A 22,321-nucleotide genomic window follows, 5' to 3' on the forward strand; every position below is an offset into this window, starting at 1 on the left:
TTTATCATGCATTCAGATTTCAGAGAATTGAATAGAATATCTTTAAAAGAATTTCTCCGTAATATCTTGAAAATTTGATAGATATCTCCTTTTTTACTGTATAATTAGTTCTAGTCTTAAAGGAAGGTGACTAAACCGTGATTTTCAAAAGAAGTAAGCAAACCAAAAATACAATCGCTAACGCTGACAAAATAGTAGAAAATTATTTATATGTACACTCCGCTTGGCCTGCTGTAAATGTAACTGAAATCACTTGGGAAGAGAATCCTTATCAAAATGTGACTTGGTGTTTTTATTTACATAGTTTGGATATTGTAGCATATTTAATGCACGCATATGAACTAGATTCCGACTTGAAATACCTTAAAAAAGCAAAAGAGATCATTCATAGTTGGATAGTAAAAAACCCTTCTAAAGAACAACAAGCAAGTGTCTATGCTTGGAAGGATCACAGTGTGGCTAATAGAATTGTGAATATCATTCATTTTTGGGATAACTACAAAGACTCACCTATCTATGAAGAGACCTTTACTGAAGTAATCACACAAACATTAATAAAACACGGCAATTATCTTGAAGATGATAAGAACCATACTTTCATTAATAATCATGGCATTTTCCAAGATCGCTCATTGATTGAATTATCCCTAGTTTTTCCTCATCTAGCTAATGCGGATAGATGGTATGATAAAGCCATTAATAGATTTATGGATCATGCTAGAAAGGATGTCGCTCAAAGCGGTGTTCATCTTGAACATAGTGCAGAATACCACATCGTTGTATTAAATCTTTTTAGAAGTATCAATGATTTCTTAAATTATCATGGAAAAGAAGTTCCTGAATTATCTTTTTTAATCTATAAGATGGAAGAATATTTAGCGTATTTGTTTAAGCCAGATGGAAAAATTCCTCTAACAGGTGATTCAAATCCCCTAGATATGTCCCATTTTTCAGAAGAAATGATTTCGAATCCAAACTTCCTCTTTACATTTTCAAGCGGACTTTTGGGGAAACAACCTGAAATTGATAAAGTATACAAAGATGCTGGAGTTGCGATTTTCAGAAACAATTGGACATTTAATAGTGCCCAGCTTTACTTAAAATTTACTGCTGGCTTTCATTCAAGAGTTCATAAACACGCTGATGATTTATCCATTCTACTATCTATTGGGCAAACTGATTTTTTTGTAGACTCAGGTAAGTATAACTATCAAGAAAAAGATAGTTATCGTCAGTATTTTAGAAGCACAAAAGCACACAATACTGTTACCGTAAATCGCAAATCGTATGAGATAACCGATGAGCAAATTGGAAAATCAAATATACAGAATTATGGTTTTCACCAGGATTACAGTTTTGTTACCGGCATACACTCTCTATATCCGGGGAACATTGTCAAACGTACACTTTTATATCTAAAGAAAATGGAGTCTATTATCATTTTTGATGAGTTAACTAGTAATAAAGAGTGTACGTACAGCCAAATATTCAATATTGGCGAACATGTGAATACAACTGTAGAAACAAAAAAGAAAATTATTTTGGAAAGCACACTGGACGGCAGAACAATTGAGCTGCTTCAAATGAATCATGTGACAGAGTTCAAAAGATACGAAGGTCATACTCAGCCGATTGGAGGATGGCAATCATCGGTTTTTAATAAAAAACATCCAATCACTCAAATTCAATTCTCAAATAAAGGAAACGGCCTAGAATACAAAACCATTATAAATACTCATAAGGATATCGGCATTAAATACTTCTCTACAAAAAAAGTCGATGATCAGAAAACAATTTACTCCATCACAGATAAGTACAATGAGAAGCTATATATTAAAATTTAAAAGACACGTTAATTATCATCAAAGGAACACGCCTTACGTTTTTGCAATTTATTTCTATATAAAAAACCTCTCGATAGATATTTTCATCGAGAGGTTTTTTATTCTACTAATTAAGTACGCGCTCGGAGGGATTCGAACCCCCGGCAGACGTGGTACCGGAAACCACCGCTCTATCCAACTGAGCTACGAGCGCACGATATGTTTTTTAAACGTCAGCATATCAAATTATAAGGGAAATGCTGCAAGAAAGCAATGATTAATCGCCAGCCCTGTCGATGCATTTTCTTCATTCCCATACATATACTCATATGATGGTTTGAAGTGGAAGAGTTTTGGGGAAAATGGATAGGGGTATTTGATTTTAGGTCAGCATTTTGTTTGACCTTTATTGACCAAAAATGTATCATTGAATTACATACTTACCTAAAAGGTGAAGGAGGAACATTATGAATTTAATACCTACAGTCATTGAGCAAACAAATCGTGGGGAAAGAGCTTACGACATTTATTCTCGTCTTTTAAAAGACCGTATTATCATGCTTGGTTCTGCGATCGATGACAATGTTGCCAACTCCATCGTATCACAGCTTCTCTTCTTAGAAGCCGAGGATCCAGAAAAAGATATCTCTATCTACATTAACAGCCCTGGCGGTTCGATCACAGCTGGTATGGCCATTTATGATACGATGCAATTTATTAAACCAAAGGTATCAACTATTTGTATTGGTATGGCTGCATCTATGGGTGCGTTCCTGCTTGCTGCTGGTGAAAAAGGTAAGCGTTATGCCCTTCCAAATAGTGAAGTGATGATTCACCAACCACTAGGTGGTGCGCAAGGTCAAGCAACAGAAATTGAAATTGCGGCAAAACGAATCCTTTCTTTACGCGATAAACTGAACCAAGTACTTGCTGAACGTACTGGTCAGCCAATTGAAGTCATTGAGCGCGATACAGATCGTGACAACTTCAAAACAGCGGAAGAAGCACTTCAATACGGACTCATTGACAAAGTCTTGACCCGTAATACAGAAGAACAAAAATAATCACAAAACAAACCGTCTGCTCTTTGAACAGACGGTTTTTTGTTATGCATCTATTTTAAGACAGCTCCGTCCATTTCTGCTGAAGAGTTGGTGTTTGATAGGAAGCCATCTGTGAAATCAATTCTTCCGGTTCTCCAGAGGCATGCAGCAATTGAAGGTGTGATTCATTCGAAAAACCTTCCTGTACACTAAACTTCACCATGTCTATGAGTGGATTGAAATAGTCATTCACTTGATACAATCCGATTGGCTTTTGATGGATGCCAATTTGCGCCCAGCATAGCACCTCAAATAATTCTTCATATGTACCAAAACCACCTGGCATGGCAATAAACCCATCGGCCAGCTCGCTCATTTTCGCTTTTCGTTCATGCATCCCTTTGACTTCAATGAGTTCAGTGAGCTCTTGATGCACAACTTCTCCTCTAAAAAGCCCTTTTGGCATGACTCCGATCACTTGCCCGCCGTTTTTCAATACCTCATCCGCTATAGCTCCCATTAAGCCAATTCGTGAGCCGCCGTATACAAGACGGATTCCTTGCTCTGCCATATAAGCCCCTAGCTCGACAGCTTTTTGTTTGTAGATGTCATTCACACCTGGATTCGAACCAGCAAACACACAAATCGTTTTCATCAAAACAGCTCCATCTCTCTCTATGATTTCTTCACCCACTCATTCTACTATAATTCATTGTAAAGAAACAGCCGCTCCATCTATATATAGTGTAAAATTAGAAGGTGAACACCATATAAGGAGCTGTATAAAGAGAATGCAAACAACTGAAATGGAAAAATGGATCAAAGATTTCTACAAAATGAGAAATTGGACAGAATACGGGCCGTTTATCAGGTTAGGTTTCCTGATGGAAGAAACAGGTGAACTCGCTCGTGCAGTCAGGGCGGTCGAAATTGGACGCGATCGACCTGATGAGAAAACACAGGAGGACGCTACGTTAAGAAAGGACCTTATTGAAGAAATGGGAGATGTCTTAGGAAATCTACTTGTTCTAGCTGATCTCTATGATGTAACAGTAGAAGAGGTCTTCTCTTCCCATCAACAGAAACTCACACAACGGTTTTCTAGTGAAAAAGAGCAGGTGAAAAGCCCGTGACCGACATGTCACGGGCTTCAGATTGTTGACAAAGGGCTAAAATGAACTTGATTTTAGCCCTTTGTCTTCTTTTCAGGGTGATAGAAAACCTTTGCAGTCTAGGAAGGACGAGTACCGGCGCGGAGCGAATTTGACATTCGTGAGCACCGGCACGCAGAACTGACAAAGAATGCGAGGGTTTGTCTACACGCTGAAGCACGTGACCGACATGTCACGTGCTTTTTTTAGCCTTTTATAGCTGCTGTGGTGAAATATCATCCGTTCGTTCAAAGAAATGCTGCTTTCCAATGTGATGGAAAAGACCGGTACGATGTAAAAGCTCTTTTGGCTGTGATTGAAGCCCTACAATCATCAATTTTCCATTGTGATGCTTTAATCGATTGGAAATGTTCATCAGAACCGCTTCTGCTGAGGTGTCCATATAATTCACTTTGTTCATAAGCAAAATGAGTGTTTTCGGCTTTGTCTGAACATGATCCAAAATCGAATTTTCCAATGAATCGGTTGTACCGAAAAAGAGTGGCCCTTCAATCGAATACATACTAACCCCTTTCTGATCGGTCTCCCTTTCTAAGGCAGCTGCGGTTTCGATTTGAGGAACAGCGACATTTGTGTGGATATTCGTTGTCTGACTCATTTTCTTGATAAAGGCGATAAACGCTAAAATGAGACCTGCAGTCACGCCAATAATCAAATCACCGATGACCGTCAGCAGGAAGGTCACGACAAGCACAAGGGAATCCGCATTTTTGACTTTGACAATATTGATAAACTCTTTTTTCTCACTCATATTCCACGCCACAAACATCAAAATCGGTGCCATGGCAGCAAGTGGAATCATCGATGCATATGGTGCAAATAACATTAAGATGAGCAAAACAACGACACCATGCACGACTCCTGAAATGGGGCTTGCTCCACCATTTTTAATGTTTGTTGCCGTACGAGCAATCGCTCCAGTCGCTGGGATCCCTCCAAAAAGCGGTGCCGCCATATTGGCAATTCCTTGTCCGACGAGTTCTTTATTGCTGTCATGTTTAGAACCTTTCATATTATCAGCTACCATCGCAGACAAGATAGACTCCACGCCGCCCAAAAGCGCAATGACAATAGCCGGCGGCAGCAAATAAATCATTTTTTCAATCGTCAATTCAGGAAAAGCGAAAGTTGGTAGCTGACGAGGGATTTCGCCATATGCAGAGCCGATGGTTTCAACTTGTCCTTGAAAAAAGAGAACAGCTATAAATGTTGAAACGAGTAGACCTAATAGAGCACCAGGTATTTTGGGAATGTATTTTTGTGCCGCCAAAATCACGATGAGCCCAACAATCGCTGTGAGAATGGCGAGACTGTTTGCGGTACCGAGATGGACCACAATTTCTCTCATATTGAGGAAAAAGCTTTCATGCTTTTCAACACCCTTTAATCCGAGGAAGTTGGCAATCTGTCCTGAAAAAATAATGACAGCAATGCCGGCAGTAAAGCCGATGATAACCGGACGAGGAATAAATTTCATGAGCTTTCCTAGTTTGAATATTCCGAATAAGACAAGCATACAGCCTGCCATAAAACCAGCAATGAGTAAGTTTTCAATACCGTACTGGCTGACGATGCCGAATAAAATTGGAACAAATGCCCCGGTCGGTCCGCCGATCTGATACTTTGAACCACCAAACAATGAAATCAAAATGCCGGCAACGATGACTGTGTATAATCCGTATTCTGGTCCGACACCAGATGCAATGGCAAAAGCCATGCCTAAAGGAATTGCCACAACGCCCACGACAAGCCCAGCGATTAAATCGCGCCTAAACTTTGATGAATCATAACCGTCAAATCTTCCATAAAAACGCATGGTATGTGTTGGCCTCCTTCAAGTATGTGTAGATGATTTAGGTATATTGCGGGTCGATCTGTTTATCTTTTATAACGACATCCAGCTTTCCTGTTGCCGGATGAATCACTAGTCCATGAACAGCTACATCACTTGGCATGAGCGGGTGCTCTTTGACTAATTTCACACTTTGGGATACGCTCTCTTCCACTGAATCAAAGCCTGTCAGCCAGCCCTTTAAATCGACACCTGCGCTTTTCACAATGCTCAAACACTTTTCCTCAATTCCCCGTGCTTTTACCTTTTCAAGTAAAGGGTCTGCCGCAAGGCCTGCCATTCCGCATTCATGATGGCCGACAATGCATACTTCCTCTGCTTTCAGCTCATAAATGGCTAGTAAAATACTCCGCATGACACTACCAAATGGATGTGTGACGATGGCTCCTGCATTTTTAATGATTTTCGCATCACCGTTACGAAGCCCCATGGATTGCGGTAATAATTCCAACAGGCGTGTATCCATACAAGTTAATATAACCAATTTCTTCTCAGGAAATTTTCCCGCCTTGAAAGGCTCATACTGTCGCTCTTTCACAAAATCTGCATTGTGCTGAAGAATCTGTTCTAATGTTGATTCCATCCTGTCATCTCCTATCTTTTTTAAGTGATTGTAACGCCTTACCTGGCCTCCTTTTCCCTTGTGTGTTCTCAAGCATAGAGAAGAAAAATGATAGAAAAAAAAGAAAAAAATGAGAAAACGATGAGAGAATATGTAAGCATTTTCTCTATTTTGCTCTTTGTTCCGCTTCAGCACAGGGGATATGCCGGCTTTTGCTTACAAACGATGGCTCTCATTTCACCAAAAGACGATGAAATGGTTTAGTAGAAAATGACCATCCCGTTTAATACACTGCAAATATAATAAATTTTCTATCAAAAATTCTCGATCTATTTTCCAGTTTGTCAGATTATCTCTCGAAACATATAGCATTTTTCTATGACTCATCTACTATTCTCTCGTTTTTCTACATCGTAAAAAGACATCAGAAGACCATGTCATTTACTCTTTCACTATAAAAATCTCTTCTTTTCCGTTATTTCAGTATATTAAATATTGAGCAGCTCATATTCAAACGTGTACTGCCAAAATGGTTGCTTTATAATAAAAAGAGAAAGATGACCATGTGAAAGGAGCGAGTTGATGATGAAACCACATATTTTTGTCGCCAAACCCTTACCTGCCTCTTTTGAAGACATGTTAAAAGAACATTGTACATATGAGGTATGGCAGTCAAAGGATCCGATCCCAAGAGATCTGTTATTTGAGAAGCTGCAGAAGGCTGATGGCCTTTTAACATCTGGTACGAAAATTGATCAAGATTTATTAGATCATGCACCCCATCTCAAGGTGGTGAGCAATAATTCAGTCGGCTATGACAATTTTGATCTAGAAGCCATGAGACAAAGAGGCGTGATTGGTACGCACACGCCTTATACACTCGATCATACCGTTGCTGATCTTGCCTTTTCACTCATTCTCTCTTCTGCGAGGAGAATTGCCGAGCTTGATCGTTTTATCCGCAAGGGAGAATGGACAAAATTTGTTCAAGAGGAAGATATATTCGGCATTGATGTCCATCATCAAACGCTTGGGATCATTGGAATGGGACGAATCGGTGAGCAAGTAGCCAAACGAGCCGCTCATGGTTTTGATATGAACGTCCTCTATCACAACCGGAGCCGGAACGAGAAAGCCGAATCGGCCTACGGCGCTGTATATTGCGCACTGGATGACTTGCTGAAGCAAGCTGATATCATTGTGTTAATCACACCACTGACGAGTGAGACGTACCATATGATAGGAGAGCGGGAATTGAAATTAATGAAGCCGACAGCTTTATTCGTGAACATCTCCCGCGGAAAAACCGTCGATGAGAAAAGCCTCATTCAAGCACTGCAGGAAGGGTGGATTAAAGGAGCTGGTCTGGATGTGTATGACCAAGAACCGCTTCAGGAAAATCATCCTTTCAAAGAGATGGACAATGTCACACTTGCCCCGCATATTGGTTCCGCTACTGAAACAACAAGAGATCTTATGCTGAAACGAGCCATTCATAATGTGATTCATGGAATTGACGGCAAAGCCTCTGTTGATATTGTGAAGGAGCTTGCCTCATCTTAATTGAAAAGGCGCAGGGAACTGCGTCTTTTTGTTTACGTCATCTAGAGACAGTAGGTCAAAAAGCCTCATTTTCACCAATCTCCTGATTCTTTACATTCTCTTCATATGCCGGTGCTATAATATGAGGTAGACAAGCATCAAGAGGACAGCATCCCATTTCCTTTTGAGGAGGATCAAGATGAAAAAAATAAGTTCGATTTTTACTCTGTTCGCTCTGATTGCTGCCATTCTGTTTTCTGGATTTATCCCGCAGCAAGTCCATGCAGAAACACCACTTACATCCACAGCCACAAATGAGACTGCTTCCGTACAGCTTGCACCAGACCTTCGTACCCTTGCCGTCATTAATACCTTTGATGGTGTAGCAGATTACTTAATCCGCTATAAAAGACTACCTGATAATTACATCACCAAATCACAAGCGAGCGCCCTCGGATGGGTGGCATCAAAAGGAAATTTAGCTGAAGTCGCGCCGGGCAAAAGCATCGGTGGAGACGTATTCTCTAATCGGGAGGGACGCCTTCCATCCGCTAGTGGCCGTACATGGCGTGAAGCCGACATCAACTACGTCTCCGGCTTCCGTAATGCTGACCGCCTAGTATACTCAAGTGACTGGCTCATTTATAAAACAACCGATCACTATGCGACATTTACGAGGATTCGTTAATCAATGAAAAAGACAGCCCTTTGATGAGCTGTCTTTTTTATAATGTTTGCTTGCGGGCTGCAAACGTTGTGTCAATTGATATTGCTACATGAGATTTATCACTAGGCAATCATGTTATTTATAATAGACAGAATATTAAGTTAATTATACCTTTACATCAACTCTTTTAATATTTTATATCGTTTATTTTATTCACATTTAGTTGTTCATCTTCAATCATATTTTCACTACGCGCAATACACAGTGTACTGACTACGTCACCTGTCACGTTAAGTGAGGTGTGTCCCATATCGATGATTCTATAGATCCCTGCAATCATTCCAACTATCTCCATAGGGAGTCCTAATGTAGTTAACAGCATAATGGTCATAACGATACCACCTCCAGGAATGCCGGGCGATCCAACTGATATTAAAGTTGTCATTAATATGACTAGTAATTGCTGGCTAATTGGCATGTCAATCCCATATATTTGGGAGACAAATATGATGGCAGCAGAGTAATACACAACGGCACCATTCATGTTCATCGTTGCTCCAATAGGAAGGGTAAATTGCGCTAGTTCCTCTTTCACCTTAAAATCTTCTTTCGTCACAGAAATAGTAACAGGTAATGTTCCAGAACTGCTTGTCGTACTCGCAGTCACTACCCAAATTTTACCGATTGACTTAAAGAACTTGGATAAGGGAATTTTCGCTATGAATTTTAACATAAACAAGTACATCAAAATGATGACAGAAATCAAACCGATATAATCAACTAAAATAAATTTGCCCAAAGGCCCAAATATTTTCAAACCGTATTCCCCAATCGTACAAGCCATTAAAGCAGCCACACCTATAGGTGAAAATGCCATGATGATTCCTGTCATTTTATACATTACCTGTGTACCTTCTTCAAAAAAATGTCTAAGGGTGACTGATTTGTTTCCTATTAAAACGATGGATATCCCCAAGAAAATAGAAAAAATGATAATTTGCATGAGATTTCCTTCTGCTAGAGCCTGAACAGGATTTGATGGAAATAGACCTAATATCGTCTCTCCAAAAGTAGGAATATTGGCAGCTTTATATTCAGACGATGTCTTGATACTATCAATATCAATTCCATTCCCCGGTTTAAATATATGCGCAACCAAAAGACCGATTCCACCTGCTATTAAAGTCGTTCCAATATAATAAATCAGCGTCTTTGTTCCGATTTTCTTTAATTTTTGAACATCACCAATACTAAAGATTCCAGAAGTGATGGAGAAAAAAATGAGCGGAACCACGATCATTTTAATGAGTGTTAAGAATATATCCCCAATAGGTTTAATGATTAATATTTTTTCTTTAAAGATTAAACCTAGCAATATACCGATGACAAACCCAATAAATACTTTTGTACCGAGACCTAATTTCTTCATTAGTAGTTCCCCCCTAGTTGATGAGTTTGCTCATTCTCTTCGTTTCAGATAACTCTTTGGTTACAAATAAAAATTGATCGATGTCCTCTTCTGTATGACAATGGAACGGTGAAACCCTTATCGCACCAGTTAATCCAATGGCTTCGAGTATACGTTTTGAGTAGACACTAGTATTCACTCGTTCATAAACGGTAATGCCTCGATCTTGATAGTCCTTTCTTAGTTGTTCATCATCTATCCCTTGAATTCCCATCGCAACGATGAGATCTCTTTTCGTTAAATCAGGGTCATCCGCAAAAACTTTTACGTTCTTCATATATCTCAATCCCTCGATCTGATCACTGCCTTCAAGAAGTCTATGGAGTAGTGCTCTTTCGTGAAGAACTATTTTTTTCATACCCTTTAGATACTTCTCTCTTCTAGACATTTCTCCAATACTGTCATACGAACCCAACCAGCATACATAGTCGATAACAGCTGACATAGATGCAAATAGCGAAGGTGTTGGTGAACCGAGTTCCCATTCACGATCATCCTTTGCTATTAATTTTTGATGTGGAAGTTTCGATAATCTGTCTGAAACATAGGCGAATCCAATACCTCTTGACGCCATAAATTTATATGGTGCAAAGTTTGCTCCATCTATACCAAGCTTTTCTACATGAAGAGTCCCATGCGGCATATGCTGGACTGCATCAACAATAATATATAAATCTGGTTTTTTCTTTCTAGCAGCTTTTATTATACCTTCAAGATCCATGATATTTCCTGAAATATTACTGGAAGCAATGACGCTTAACAAAATCGTATTCTCGTCAATTTTATCAGCGATCGCTTCGGGATCAACAAAGCCTGTATTCACATTTGCTTGAGCAACTCTAAATTCTTTATTGTTCTTTTGACAGTAAAATTCTAATGAGTCATACGCAGAAGGATGTTCAATATTAGTCGTGACGGCATTCGTTCCCTCAACATTTTCAATAATAGTTGAGACCATTTTAAACATTGCTTGAGAAGCTGTTAAATCTGTTATTAAAGAACCTGACTCATCTCCGAACATGACACTCAATACATCATTCTTACATTTGTCCATCATATCATTCAGATCTGTTGCTCTTTGATGGTACCTTTCTGGACAATCCGGTAACAAATCAATCTTTTCTTTCACCTTAATGGCTTCCTTTAACCTTAAAGAGCCTCCTGAATTATCAAAAAAAAGTCTTTCCCCATAGTCTGGGTCAAAGGATAGAAACGAAAATTTTTCACGTAATTCCTTTAATAGCTGCTGATCCATTAATTTCCCTACTTTATAATCATTCAACATACTTCCTCCTCTACAACACAGAAAATGTTTTTTGAAATTCTTCAAAATAATATTAATGAATAATTTTCTTCATAATTATGATGATATAAGCTTCTTTTTCTGTCAGTTATCTTGTTAAAAAACATGACGGTTTTTTTCATACTAAACATTTCTTCCAAATTACTTGAATTAATACACTTTATAGAAATCAGCATGAAGAGCCAGTCACACAAGCAAACGTTTTCATTTATTCTTTTTTAAAAAAATATGAAGAATTTATTTCATTTCGATTTTATCATATACATTTTGTTAATAACAATATTTTTTTGAAATTTTCAAAAAATATAAGTTTATCATTTCCTAGTCTTGTTCCATTTTTTATCTTCTCAACACATGCACAGTTTCTCAGAATTTCTCCATTAGTCATGTAAAGTAAACAAACAATAACCCACCAATTAGAAAAACTGGTGGGTCGTTTTTTGCGAATTTACTTTATTGGAGTCATACATGATTGTAGTAATACAAGCTTGACCTCCCTTAAAGAATTCAAATACACCTGCAAAGATCAGATCATATTTATATCAACTATACTTTTTATTAATACATACCAAACTGGCTAATATGTTTATTAATTCTTTCTAATTTTTCCTCACTATGAGCGACTGTCGCTCGACTGACATGTGTACATATTAACTCAGCTAAAAATAATACAGGTGTGTAAGAATTGAAGAATGCATTACTATCCACTGAAACTAAAAGTAGGACATCAGCAAAATGTGCTATAGGTGCTGTGGCTTTATCAGTAATGATGACAACTTTCGCATTGATTTCTTTTGCCATTTTGGCTGCTGCAAAGTCTACTTCCGAGTATCTTGGGAATGAAAAAATAAGGACACAATCATCCTGACTACATGAAGCTAAGGAATCAAACGGAGTAAACGATTGTTGACTATTAATCACTACATGATCAATGATCTGATTTAGGAAAACACCCATTATTTCGGTTAACCCAGTTCTAGCTCTACTACCTAAAATATAAACTCTTCTAGCGTCAATGATATAATTGATTGCCTTGTTAAACTCTTCAGGTGAATTTTTCTCTGAAATAGAATATATATTTTTTTCAAGAATTTTTAAATTGTCATTCAGTAAATCTGACTGTATCACTTTATCATAACTTAATTTTAATCTTTCAGAGGGAATGGTCACATCATCAGAAATGGCTAAGCTTTTGTCATAGTACTGTTCTCTAAGATATTTTTGAAAGTCACTATATCCAGAAAAGCCTAACTTTTTCGGGAATCGAACAACTGTAGCATTACTCACTTTTAATCTATGAGCTAGTTCTATTGAAGTAACAAGACATGCTTCTCTTACATTATTTAAAATGTATTCCGCTATTTCTTCTTCCTTTTTTGTTAGTTTAGTGTTGCTTATCATTGTTTTCAACGATTTTTGCGATACATCCATTTGGCATCCCTCCATGTTCACTTATATTGATTCATTATATTAGGGGAATAGAATGATGAAAAGCACTTGATAAAGTACGATACTAACCCCGGCTTTTTTGACAGCAATTATGAGCGGTGAGTCATACGCCTAAAGGGGGATGAGCGATTCAGCTAGGGAAGCCGGGGTGCACATTTAACATTCGTGAGTGCGACAGTGGGTACAAGTGTTTGCCTATCCGCAAAGACAACCATTCAAGCAAACTGTCTCTATGATTTAGGCGCAAGATGTGTTTGTACATATACTTCAAAAGGTTGAGGAAGCAAGTTTTTCGATACTTCTTCCTGTTCATGTATCGTGACATGATCCTCTGTCACGATCACACGACCTGTTGGTGTCAGTTTGGATGCAAGCGGTCTTTTGTTAAAAGGAGAGGCTTCATTTTCATAAATCTCATGCCGCAATTGCACAAGTGTATCTTCACCTACTTCTTTCAATGTAAAAGCATAACCTGTTTCAGCACCCGCTCCCCTATCCAATTGGAGTAGATGGGTTCCTTTTTCTGTTTCCTCTGCGTTCACGCGAAAACGAAGGGACGGTGCTTCCACCCATTCACCTGTAAAAGGGACGGGCTGAAGGGGTAAATTCACACCAAATCCTGCATCAATGAGGTAGCGCTCATGGTGATGTTGAAGGACGATGGCTACATGCGTCCCATCCAGTGCCCACTTCTCCGCTTCTTTGTTATATACGGTCCCTTGAACGAGCTGTACAGCGAGACCCGCCTCTTTTAAGACATAATATAAGAGCGGATTGAGGTCATAGCAAAGACCACCTCTGCTGCCTTCCAGAAGATGATGCTTCAAACCTTCTTGATCCAAAGCATAGGCGTGTTTACCCACCACAGATCTATTTTCAAAAGGAAAGGTATAAGCCATCTTCCTTAGTAAATCTGGCAATTGATCAAACGTAATAGACGCGGCTTCGCATCCAATTTTCTGTAAAAAGGCTGATTGAATCACAACTTTCCCTCCTAAAAAAACTGAGCCCTTGAAGAGACTCAGTTTTCTTGATTGATAAAATCCGTTAACGCATCGATGGCTTCTTGTTCATCTGCTCCATCAGCTATTAGTTTGACGGTGACCCCAGAGCTGATCGCAAGACTCATCAGTCCCATAATACTCTTCGCATTGACCTTTTTTCCATCTTTCTCTAGAAAAATATCAGCACCAAAACGATTGGCTTCTTGAACGAACAAAGCAGCCGGACGTGCCTGCAAACCCGTTTTCAGCTGAATTGTGACCGTTTTTTCCACCATATGATCTGCCTCCCTTTTTTATTTCCCTATTTGAGTGTAACAGCTTGTCCGTTTCTTAATTGTTCTGCAATTTGATCTAGCTTTCTTAAACGGTGATTAATGCCTGATTTGCTGATCTTGCCGCTTTCCACCATTTCGCCAAGTTCCTTTAATGTGACTTCTTGGTAGTCAATACGCAGTTGCGCAATTTCACGCAGCTTATCTGGCAGGGCGTCTAGTCCAATCTTTTCGTCAATGAATTGAATATTTTCAACCTGGCGCAGTGAGGCACCGATCGTTTTATTCAAGTTTGCTGTTTCACAATTGACGAGCCGGTTCACTGAATTCCTCATATCTCGGACGATGCGCACGTCTTCAAAACGAAGCAATGAGTTATGAGCACCCACAACACTTAAGAATTCCGTAATTTTCTCCGCTTCCTTCATGTATGTGATAAAGCCTTTTTTGCGTTCAAGTGTTTTACTATTAAGATGGAATTGATTCATGAGCTCACAAAGTGCATCATTATGTTCTTTGTATAGTGAAAAAATCTCAAGGTGATACGAAGAGGTTTCTGGATTATTCACAGAACCTCCTGCTAAAAAAGCACCTCTCATATAGGAACGTTTGCAGCATCTTTTCTTCACAAGTTCTTCTGAAATGTTGCGTTCAAATACAAATTGTTCTCCTAATATCTTTAGGTCCTCTAAAATGGTTTTCGCTCGTTCTACCAGTCTGACAATATACACATTATTCTTTTTTAATCTCATTTTTTTACGAACGAGCAGCTCGACAGTCACATCGTATTTCTTTTTCAAAAGGGTATAAATACGTCTTGCAATGGCTGCGTTCTCTGTCTGTATATCTAAAATCAATTTTCGATTAGAAAAAGATAATGAACCGTTCATACGGATGAGGGCAGAAAGCTCTGCTTTTGTGCAGCAGTCCTTCACTTCCAGATTTGTCAGCTCTTTTTTTGTTTCGGATGCAAATGACATCCTTGCCACCCCCATTCCTATTTTTTCTGATGCAGCAAATCGACAAGCAGCGCAGCTACTTTCAACGTATCATGACGAATCACATGCTGGTCATATGTAATGATTTCCCCAGGGATGACTTCTAGTCCCATAGTTTTGAGTACATCTGTGTCGAATTGTACAGGCTGCGCCTGTTCTTCTGCATATTTTGCTTTGATTTCTTCTGGAATTTCTTTATTGTTCACAAATATCGTATCGATAAATGGTCGGTCCATATGATCGTTTAGTGCCTGCACATGATCAGCTGCACTGTAGGAAAGCGTTTCCCCCGGCTGCGTCATGACATTGCAAATATAGACTTTTTTCGCCTTAGAACGAATCACTTCTTCGCCAATATGCGGTACAAGCAAGTTTGGCAAGATACTTGTATACAAGCTACCAGGTCCAAGGACGATCAAGTCGGCTTCACGAATGACTTGAATCGATTCTGGGAGCGGCTCAATCGTATCGGGTGTGAGAAACACTCGTTTAATTCGCTCACCATAGGTTGGGATTTTTGATTCTCCTGTTACCACTTGCCCATTTTCTAATTCAGCATGAAGAACAACACTTGAATTCGCTGCTGGCAATACTTTTCCTCTCACATTTAAGACCTTACTCATTTCTGTGACGGCATGAAAAAAATCACCGGTTATATTCGTCATAGCCGCAAGAATGAGGTTGCCGAGAGAGTGGCCTGTTAAGTCATTCCCTTTATTAAAACGGTGCTGAAATAAATCTTCTACAAGCGGTTCGACATCAGAAAGTGCCGCAAGGACATTCCGAATATCGCCTGGAGGCGGAATATTCAAATCATGTCGCAGTCTGCCTGAGCTGCCTCCATCATCAGCAACCGTTACAATAGCGGTAATATCCACTGGCTTTGTTTTTAGCCCTCTGAGCAAAACAGATAAGCCAGTGCCCCCGCCAAGAATGACCACCTTTGGAAGTGTCGTCATCTATTTTCTGCTTCTCTTTTCAATGTCCCGGTGAGTGACATGAGTATAGTAGTCATTTTTAAAATACTCCGATAAGTAGTTCGCTAGCGTCACTGATCGGTGCTGTCCACCTGTACAGCCAATAGCGATCACCAGCTGACTTTTCCCTTCTCGTTTATAGGACGGAAGCATAAAGCTGAGAAGGTCGATTAATTTCTCTGTGAACTTTTGCGTTTCACTCCACTTCATGACATAGGAGCGTACTTCTTCATCATTTCCAGTCTGTGGACGCATGCTCTCAATATAGTAAGGATTCGGCAGAAATCTCACATCAAATACAAGATCAGCATCAATTGGCAAGCCGTACTTAAAGCCAAATGACATCACATTCACTGTAAACACTTGCCCCTGATTCGTAGCAAAGTGTGTGACAATCTTTTCTCGAAGCTGTTTCGGTTTCAAATCCGATGTATCAAAAATCATTTGAGCTCGGCCTTTTAACTCTTCTAACAGATCGCGTTCCATCGCGATTCCTTCGAGCGGCAAACCTGTTGTCGCAAGAGGATGCGAACGTCTCGTTTCTTTATATCTTGAGACAAGCACCTTATCGTTTGCATCTAAAAATAGAATCCTTGGTGTGATCCAGCCGATATCACTCATCTCATCTAAGGCAGCAATTAAGCTATCAAAGAATTCGCGTCCGCGCAAATCCATCACAAGGGCCACCTTGCTCATCTTTGAATTGGATTCCTTCATGAGCTCTAGAAACTTCGGTAAAAGTGATGGCGGTAAGTTATCCACACAAAAGTAACCTAAGTCTTCAAAGCTTTGGATGGCAACGGTTTTCCCCGCACCTGACATCCCTGTAATAATCACAAGCTGAATATCATCTTGTTTGTGCGTATTCATGCCTGCTCCCTCTCCTTCTTTATGAAAACGGTTCATTTATTAGTCTCCTTGAGGATCTAATCGATAAGCAATCAGCTCAAAATCTGGTGTATACGTAAAAGTGCCGTGGAGAAGTCCTTTCCCCTTCAACATGAAGTCAAGAATATGGGAATCTCCTGGAGCCATCGGCAAGCTAGGCACATCTTTTACATCATGCCATTTTAAAATGCCTTCCTCCGACTCTGATACGTTTTTTCCTGTAAAGGAATCTGCCATAAAGGTGAACATCATCCACTCTTGAACGATTTGATCGCCTTCTTTTATGATAAAGGTAAACACGCCTTTTAGCTGCGGATTTAAAATATAAATGCCTGTTTCTTCTCTAAATTCTCGAACGACTGAATCCTTGACCGATTCTCCGCTCTCCATTTTGCCGCCAGGTGCTACCCACCAGCCTCGTCTTGGCTTTTGCAGCAAGAGAACTTGATCTTCGTGATGCAGCACACAATTGGTTACTCGTTGCATCAGCTGTCACCTACTCTTTTATGTCTTTTTCTTATTATACAGGTTCATCATGACTCCCACAATGAACATGCCCGTTCTTCACTGAAAACAGACAGGTTTCCGTATGAATATGGTGACGGGCACTTTCTCTATTCTTTATTTTACAACATCTAACGGTTCTCCATGCGTCATTTGTGAACATCTCGTGAATTTCTGATTTTAAGCAAAAAAAGGACACGGATTCACATCCGTGCCAAACATGTATTCCTTATAAAAGGGGGTCAATTACTAGTTTCATCATAACGGATAATTGTTTCACCCGTGTTACATTCCAGTTAAAAGCCCGTGACGCAATATTAAGGATTTACGACATCTGTTTATTTCATTGCTTTTAGCTTTTCAGCAAGCTCTTCTACATAATGCTGTGCACTCTGTGCTGCAATACTTCCATCACCTGTTGCTGTGACGATTTGACGAAGTGTTTTCTCACGAATGTCTCCAGCTGCGAAGATTCCTTCAACTTTTGTTTCCATTCTTTCATTAGTCTCAATGTAGCCCTCTGCATTTGTAATCCCCAGATTTTCAAATGGTTTAGACAGCGGCAGCATACCGATGTAGATAAAGACGCCATCTGTTTTGAAGTCTTCTTCCTCACCTGTCACGGTATCAATTAATGTCACACTGCCGACTTTCCCGTTCTCTTCATTGATTTCTTTGACGGTTTTGTTCCACATAAAGTCGATTTTTTCATTATCAAATGCACGTGCTTGTAAGATGCTTTGGGCACGAAGTTTGTCGCGTCTATGGACAATTGTGACTTTAGATGCAAAGCGAGTGAGGTAAACACCCTCTTCTACTGCTGAGTCTCCTCCGCCAATCACGACAAGCTCTTTGTTTTTAAAGAAGGCACCGTCACATACAGCGCAGTATGATACGCCGCGGCCGCCAAGTTCTTTTTCGCCTGGTGCACCGATTTTTTTGTATTCAGCACCTGCCGCAATAATGACAGAGCGTCCTTTGTATTCTTTTGAACCAGCTTTGACGATTTTGTACTCTTCACCATCTACAATTTCTTTAATATCTCCATACGCATACTCGGCACCGAATTTTTTTGCATGCTCAAACATTTTATTTGAAAGTTCCGGTCCTAAGATGCTTTCAAAGCCCGGATAGTTCTCGACATCTTCCGTATTCGCCATTTGGCCGCCTGGAATTCCTCTTTCAATCATCAGTGTTGAAAGATTTCCCCGTGATGTATAAACAGCGGCTGTCATTCCGGCAGGACCCGCTCCAATGATGATCGTATCGTAGATTTTTTCTTCTGACACAACTGTCACTCCCTCTTCAATTGCTGCTAGCATTTCTTATTAGAATGCCCTTGGGTGATGCTTCCATTCATGACAGAGAGCATCATTTCCACTCTTAGCTTTTATTCCTTACCCATATCCTATTAAATCTGCGGATAATAAGCGAATCATTTGCTCATATCTTCAAAAAAAGAAAAAGCTTCCTTAAACTGCTGTTTAAGGAAGCCTGTTTACGGTTATATAGTAAGTAATGATTTATTCAACGACTCTTCTTACAACGCCTTTGAATGCTTTTTTCCAGTAAACGTTGCTCATAGAGTCAACTGAAACACCGCGAGAGCTGTTATCGTTCAAGAATGTACCGTTTCCTAAGTAAATACCAACGTGGCCATTTACTTTGTACGTATCAAAGAACACAAGGTCTCCACGTTTCATGTCAGATGCACTTACAGCTCTTCCTTTACCTACAAGCGTATCTGTTGTTGTACCGCCAACTGGTCCAAGGTTGATGCCTGCTGATGCAAATGCCCAGCGAACGAATGAAGAACAGTCAAAACGACGTGCGTCAATATCGGCTTGTGATCTGCCGCCGCCCCATTTATATGGAGATTGTCCTACAATCGTAGAACCTGTGCTGATCGCACCTTCGATTCCGCCTACGTTATTGCTGACAGGTGATCCACCGCCAGAAGATGGCTTTTTGCTTGGTGAACTGCTGTTATTGTTATTTGAAGATCCACTGTTATTTGAAGAAGAACCGCTGTCGTTATTAGAGCTGTTGTCTTCTGCTTGAACACTAGCTTGACGTTGCTGTTGTCTTTGTGCTTTTTCTTCTTTTGCTTGTTGAGCAGCTTCTCTTGCTTCTTTTTCAGCTTGTTTTTGAGCAGCGATTGTTGCGTCTTTTTCAGATGCAATGCTGTTTGCCTCAGTGTTTAACTCGCTGATTTGAGAAGAAGCACTTCCTTTTTGCTTTTTCACTTGCTTGAATAGCTTGTCTTTCTCATCAAGCTGTTTATTTAAGTCTGTTTGAAGTGTTTCAAGTTTTGCAAGCGTCTTTTGAACATCTTCAAGCTTTGTGTTTAATTCGTTTTCAGACTTTTGTAATTCCGCTTTGTCTCTTTCTTGTTCTTTAATGATTTCGCTGTCTGCGTTGATTAATGTAGATACAGCACCTGCACGGCTGATGAAATCGCTAAAGCTTTTTGCTCCTAGTAATACATCTATGTATTTCGTAGAACCACCGCTTTCTTGAAGCGCACGTACACGCTTTTTCAAGAATTCGTTTCTTTCTTCGATACGTTTTTCTGTATCAGCAATTTCTTTTTTCAGTGCTTTGATTTCTTTTTTTGTTTTTTCGTTTTCTTTTTGTTTTTCTTCGATTTGATCACTTGTTTTTAAAGCTTTTTCGTCAATTTCTTTTAGCTTTAGCGCAAGTGCCTCTTGTTTTGCCTCAAGCTTTGAAAGCTCTTCTTTTTTCTTTTGAAGATTCTTGTTTACCTCTGACTGCTTGCTGTCTAGTTCTTGTTTCTTTTGTTCAAAGTTCTGTGCATTTGCTTCATGAGTAAATGGAATAAATAAACCGCTCGCTCCAATCACCGAAGCTAAACCGAAAGTAATAAACTTTTTCACGTATAGTTCCTCCTTTGACAATTTCCCAAGCGACATGAGAAAGCAGCAAATTCTCTGCGACCAATCTGTGCTTCCTGTGTCTTTCTTCCTGATGATTCAGTCAGATGTTGACCAGATTGTTTCTATCACTAGGTGTTGCATTATGTATAGTAAAATATTTAAATATATATCTTTGTTTTAATCCACGAGTTTCATTATACATGACACATCGACAAAATGAGCTAATATTTTTATTACATTTATGTTTCAAATAGATGTCGAGATTGTCATACTTCGCCAAATCCTAGCAAATCCCACCTTTTTATCCAAGAAAAAAGCATGACCTTTTCGGCCATGCTGCTGTTATCTGAATCTATTTACCTATTCAAACCATGAACGCACAAATAATATTCTCATATTTTGATAGCGTTTGAACGCTGATCTGAAAAGAAGCTGCGATCTCTTTTTTGCTGACAGCTGATTCTTCTTGTTCATTCATCCATAGATAATAAGAAGCTGCTGCCCATGCAATGGCATTTTTCTTCTCTACGCCTGAAGCGCGTGCTTGCTGAATAATATGGAATAACCAAAAATATGGCATGTGGCTATCAGGCTGTACCGCTTCTTCCAAAGCAGATGCCGCCTGTTTTGCGAAGATCGCATCTTCTGAAAACGATCTTTCTTCCATTTGATCTTCAAATAAAAGTAACTCAATAAACTGCTGTTCAAAGGCCGTTTTCGCAGCGCGGGAATCAAGAACAGATTGCAAGACGTCACGTTCACCTTTTTGTTTGCTGACATAGTAGGCAGTGAGTCGTTCCTCAATTGAAACCATTGGCTCAGACTCCTCTGGTTTGTCTTGCCACGGCTTGATTTCATCTGCATCAATATCTTCTTCCACCATCTTATCCCAGACGGTTTGCGCCAGCGTTTTGTGGCCCGTATAATAGGCTGCACTTGCCAGCCAGTATAAAAACGTACTATCACCCTGGAAACCTGTTTTATACAAAGAATAAAGCCATTTAAATGCCCATTCAAATTCTCCAACAAGGGCAAATGTCGCGCCAAGCTTATAACGCTGTTCACTTAATATTGGATACACGTGCGTTAATTGCTTCGCTAACAAATTGACCTTTTCTTCTTCTTTTTCATAATGATAGAAAACAAGCTGATTACAAAGGGCATGCAGATTACCGGGATTTTCATGAAGGACCCGGTTCAACATTTCTTTTGCCTGATCGATTTGGCCAGAATAAAAATAGGCCAAAGCGAGATTATTATACGCTGACCAAAACTCTGGATACTCAACAATCATCTGTTCCAGCATTTCGATTGCTTCATCCAGCCTGCCGCTTTCTAGCAAATGGTTGGCTTGATCCTGCTTTACAATCAGATCATCCTGATCATAAGGAAAATCTTCATCAACATCGTCACTCATATCAAGCAGATCGAGGAGATCGTCATTTTCATCTGCAAATTCCCCGTCTTCTTCCAGCGCAGCATAAGCAGTAGCGGACTTATATGCTTCTTGAAACAGTCCAAGATTCGCATAATTATTGGCTTTAAAGTAGTGACACTCTGACATGTTCTCATCCAAGTGTTCAAGGATAAAATCAAGCAGTTCATTAGATTGTTGGTAATGACCCATTTCAGTATAAATGATGGCAAGCTGCGACAGCATTTCTACATTTTCAGGCTCAAGTACGATGGCCCGCTGTATCAGCTTACTTGCCCTAGACAGATTTCTTTCTCTATATGCTTTTAGACCTTTATGAAAAAAGTAATGCCCATCTTGGAATAGCTGGACGACTTGTGTGTGATTATTTTGAGAAGTGTATTTACTCACCGATACCCTCCATTTCGAACAGTGTACCGTGTGTAGTATAACATACTTCATGAGTCGTCACATAGAACAAAAGGA

The 22,321-nt window shown here is 39.6% G+C and carries 21 protein-coding genes and 1 tRNA gene; 6 read left to right on the forward strand and 16 right to left on the reverse strand.

Features of this window, described 5'->3' with window-relative positions:
* Positions 1-137: 137 nt before the first annotated feature.
* Positions 138-1,844, forward strand: coding sequence for an alginate lyase family protein (locus ACNO7B_RS15910; protein WP_148942776.1), 1,707 nt, complete (start codon positions 138-140; stop codon positions 1,842-1,844).
* Positions 1,845-1,961: 117 nt separating this feature from the next.
* On the opposite strand, the gene ACNO7B_RS15915 is transcribed toward ACNO7B_RS15910, so the two are convergent.
* Positions 1,962-2,037 (reverse strand) — tRNA-Arg (locus ACNO7B_RS15915).
* Positions 2,038-2,290: 253 nt separating this feature from the next.
* Here ACNO7B_RS15915 and clpP point away from each other — a divergent pair.
* Positions 2,291-2,887 (forward strand): ATP-dependent Clp endopeptidase proteolytic subunit ClpP, encoded by a 597-nt coding sequence (gene clpP, locus ACNO7B_RS15920; protein WP_007500118.1) that lies wholly within the window; start codon positions 2,291-2,293, stop codon positions 2,885-2,887.
* 55 nt (positions 2,888-2,942) lie between these two features.
* On the opposite strand, the gene ACNO7B_RS15925 is transcribed toward clpP, so the two are convergent.
* Entirely contained in the window at positions 2,943-3,521 is a 579-nt protein-coding gene (locus ACNO7B_RS15925; RefSeq protein WP_041091288.1) for a TIGR00730 family Rossman fold protein, read from the reverse strand.
* Positions 3,522-3,657: 136 nt separating this feature from the next.
* Between ACNO7B_RS15925 and ACNO7B_RS15930 the strand changes: the two genes are divergently transcribed.
* A complete protein-coding gene (locus ACNO7B_RS15930; protein ID WP_410684404.1) occupies positions 3,658-3,999 on the forward strand; it encodes a MazG nucleotide pyrophosphohydrolase domain-containing protein in 342 nt (113 codons plus the stop codon).
* A gap of 232 nt (positions 4,000-4,231) precedes the next feature.
* Here the strand turns inward: ACNO7B_RS15930 and ACNO7B_RS15935 are convergent, their stop codons facing one another.
* Positions 4,232-5,854: a SulP family inorganic anion transporter gene (locus ACNO7B_RS15935; RefSeq protein ID WP_410684402.1), complete on the reverse strand. Its 1,623-nt coding sequence runs from the start codon at positions 5,852-5,854 to the stop codon at positions 4,232-4,234.
* Between the two features lie 37 nt (positions 5,855-5,891).
* Positions 5,892-6,473: a beta-class carbonic anhydrase gene (locus ACNO7B_RS15940; protein ID WP_116306263.1), complete on the reverse strand. Its 582-nt coding sequence runs from the start codon at positions 6,471-6,473 to the stop codon at positions 5,892-5,894.
* 87 nt (positions 6,474-6,560) lie between these two features.
* Here ACNO7B_RS15940 and ACNO7B_RS15945 point away from each other — a divergent pair, with 87 nt between their 5' ends.
* The 3 genes from ACNO7B_RS15945 to ACNO7B_RS15955 all read left to right on the forward strand — a co-directional run bounded on the left by ACNO7B_RS15945 (position 6,561) and on the right by ACNO7B_RS15955 (position 8,682).
* Positions 6,561-6,716, forward strand: a complete 156-nt coding sequence (locus ACNO7B_RS15945; protein ID WP_193744063.1) for a hypothetical protein — start codon at positions 6,561-6,563, stop codon at positions 6,714-6,716.
* Positions 6,717-7,037: 321 nt separating this feature from the next.
* The gene (locus ACNO7B_RS15950; protein WP_410684400.1) at positions 7,038-8,015 is read left to right on the forward strand and encodes a 2-hydroxyacid dehydrogenase; all 978 of its coding nucleotides are present in this window, start codon (positions 7,038-7,040) and stop codon (positions 8,013-8,015) included.
* Between the two features lie 178 nt (positions 8,016-8,193).
* A complete protein-coding gene (locus ACNO7B_RS15955; protein WP_394157099.1) occupies positions 8,194-8,682 on the forward strand; it encodes a ribonuclease in 489 nt (162 codons plus the stop codon).
* A 166-nt stretch (positions 8,683-8,848) separates the two neighbouring features.
* Here ACNO7B_RS15955 and ACNO7B_RS15960 read toward each other — a convergent pair whose 3' ends face one another.
* The 12 genes from ACNO7B_RS15960 to ACNO7B_RS16015 form a co-directional block, all read right to left on the reverse strand.
* Complete coding sequence (locus tag ACNO7B_RS15960) at positions 8,849-10,090, reverse strand: dicarboxylate/amino acid:cation symporter (protein WP_136944568.1); 1,242 nt, start codon at positions 10,088-10,090, stop codon at positions 8,849-8,851.
* A 13-nt stretch (positions 10,091-10,103) separates the two neighbouring features.
* Positions 10,104-11,414 (reverse strand): aminotransferase class V-fold PLP-dependent enzyme, encoded by a 1,311-nt coding sequence (locus ACNO7B_RS15965; RefSeq protein ID WP_411230005.1) that lies wholly within the window; start codon positions 11,412-11,414, stop codon positions 10,104-10,106.
* A 576-nt stretch (positions 11,415-11,990) separates the two neighbouring features.
* Positions 11,991-12,863, reverse strand: coding sequence for a MurR/RpiR family transcriptional regulator (locus ACNO7B_RS15970; RefSeq protein ID WP_171465798.1), 873 nt, complete (start codon positions 12,861-12,863; stop codon positions 11,991-11,993).
* A 248-nt stretch (positions 12,864-13,111) separates the two neighbouring features.
* Complete coding sequence (locus ACNO7B_RS15975; protein ID WP_410684396.1) at positions 13,112-13,864, reverse strand: arylamine N-acetyltransferase family protein; 753 nt, start codon at positions 13,862-13,864, stop codon at positions 13,112-13,114.
* A 38-nt stretch (positions 13,865-13,902) separates the two neighbouring features.
* Complete coding sequence (locus ACNO7B_RS15980) at positions 13,903-14,160, reverse strand: HPr family phosphocarrier protein (protein WP_008348124.1); 258 nt, start codon at positions 14,158-14,160, stop codon at positions 13,903-13,905.
* Between the two features lie 26 nt (positions 14,161-14,186).
* Positions 14,187-15,137, reverse strand: coding sequence for a DNA-binding protein WhiA (whiA, locus tag ACNO7B_RS15985; RefSeq protein WP_008348125.1), 951 nt, complete (start codon positions 15,135-15,137; stop codon positions 14,187-14,189).
* Between the two features lie 17 nt (positions 15,138-15,154).
* Positions 15,155-16,114, reverse strand: a complete 960-nt coding sequence (locus tag ACNO7B_RS15990; RefSeq protein WP_410684394.1) for a gluconeogenesis factor YvcK family protein — start codon at positions 16,112-16,114, stop codon at positions 15,155-15,157.
* On the reverse strand, positions 16,115-17,002 hold the full coding sequence (rapZ, locus tag ACNO7B_RS15995; RefSeq protein WP_410684633.1) for an RNase adapter RapZ: 888 nt from the start codon (positions 17,000-17,002) through the stop codon (positions 16,115-16,117).
* 39 nt (positions 17,003-17,041) lie between these two features.
* On the reverse strand, positions 17,042-17,506 hold the full coding sequence (locus ACNO7B_RS16000) for an 8-oxo-dGTP diphosphatase (RefSeq protein ID WP_008348133.1): 465 nt from the start codon (positions 17,504-17,506) through the stop codon (positions 17,042-17,044).
* Between the two features lie 356 nt (positions 17,507-17,862).
* Positions 17,863-18,813 carry a thioredoxin-disulfide reductase gene (gene trxB / locus ACNO7B_RS16005; protein ID WP_024719880.1) on the reverse strand — a complete coding sequence of 317 codons (951 nt, stop codon included), beginning with the start codon at positions 18,811-18,813 and terminating at the stop codon, positions 17,863-17,865.
* A 234-nt stretch (positions 18,814-19,047) separates the two neighbouring features.
* Positions 19,048-20,421: an NlpC/P60 family protein gene (locus tag ACNO7B_RS16010; protein WP_171465800.1), complete on the reverse strand. Its 1,374-nt coding sequence runs from the start codon at positions 20,419-20,421 to the stop codon at positions 19,048-19,050.
* Positions 20,422-20,785: 364 nt separating this feature from the next.
* Entirely contained in the window at positions 20,786-22,246 is a 1,461-nt protein-coding gene (locus tag ACNO7B_RS16015; RefSeq protein WP_411230597.1) for a tetratricopeptide repeat protein, read from the reverse strand.
* Positions 22,247-22,321 lie beyond the last annotated feature (75 nt).

It is taken from the genome of Bacillus sp. AK25, assembly GCF_048270685.1.
Taxonomy (GTDB): domain Bacteria; phylum Bacillota; class Bacilli; order Bacillales; family Bacillaceae; genus Bacillus; species Bacillus altitudinis.

What these genes read in the sequence shown, in the direction of transcription:
- clpP (WP_007500118.1), top strand. Translation starts at nt 2,291, where the DNA reads ATGAATTTAATACCTACAGTCATTGAGCAAACAAATCGTGGGGAAAGA.
- ACNO7B_RS15925 (WP_041091288.1), bottom strand. Translation starts at nt 3,521, where the DNA reads ATGAAAACGATTTGTGTGTTTGCTGGTTCGAATCCAGGTGTGAATGAC.
- ACNO7B_RS15930 (WP_410684404.1), top strand. Translation starts at nt 3,658, where the DNA reads ATGCAAACAACTGAAATGGAAAAATGGATCAAAGATTTCTACAAAATG.
- ACNO7B_RS15935 (WP_410684402.1), bottom strand. Translation starts at nt 5,854, where the DNA reads ATGCGTTTTTATGGAAGATTTGACGGTTATGATTCATCAAAGTTTAGG.
- ACNO7B_RS15940 (WP_116306263.1), bottom strand. Translation starts at nt 6,473, where the DNA reads ATGGAATCAACATTAGAACAGATTCTTCAGCACAATGCAGATTTTGTG.
- ACNO7B_RS15945 (WP_193744063.1), top strand. Translation starts at nt 6,561, where the DNA reads ATGATAGAAAAAAAAGAAAAAAATGAGAAAACGATGAGAGAATATGTA.
- ACNO7B_RS15950 (WP_410684400.1), top strand. Translation starts at nt 7,038, where the DNA reads ATGAAACCACATATTTTTGTCGCCAAACCCTTACCTGCCTCTTTTGAA.
- ACNO7B_RS15955 (WP_394157099.1), top strand. Translation starts at nt 8,194, where the DNA reads ATGAAAAAAATAAGTTCGATTTTTACTCTGTTCGCTCTGATTGCTGCC.
- ACNO7B_RS15960 (WP_136944568.1), bottom strand. Translation starts at nt 10,090, where the DNA reads ATGAAGAAATTAGGTCTCGGTACAAAAGTATTTATTGGGTTTGTCATC.
- ACNO7B_RS15965 (WP_411230005.1), bottom strand. Translation starts at nt 11,414, where the DNA reads ATGTTGAATGATTATAAAGTAGGGAAATTAATGGATCAGCAGCTATTA.
- ACNO7B_RS15970 (WP_171465798.1), bottom strand. Translation starts at nt 12,863, where the DNA reads ATGGATGTATCGCAAAAATCGTTGAAAACAATGATAAGCAACACTAAA.
- ACNO7B_RS15980 (WP_008348124.1), bottom strand. Translation starts at nt 14,160, where the DNA reads ATGGTGGAAAAAACGGTCACAATTCAGCTGAAAACGGGTTTGCAGGCA.
- whiA (WP_008348125.1), bottom strand. Translation starts at nt 15,137, where the DNA reads ATGTCATTTGCATCCGAAACAAAAAAAGAGCTGACAAATCTGGAAGTG.
- ACNO7B_RS15990 (WP_410684394.1), bottom strand. Translation starts at nt 16,114, where the DNA reads ATGACGACACTTCCAAAGGTGGTCATTCTTGGCGGGGGCACTGGCTTA.
- rapZ (WP_410684633.1), bottom strand. Translation starts at nt 17,002, where the DNA reads ATGAATACGCACAAACAAGATGATATTCAGCTTGTGATTATTACAGGG.
- ACNO7B_RS16000 (WP_008348133.1), bottom strand. Translation starts at nt 17,506, where the DNA reads ATGCAACGAGTAACCAATTGTGTGCTGCATCACGAAGATCAAGTTCTC.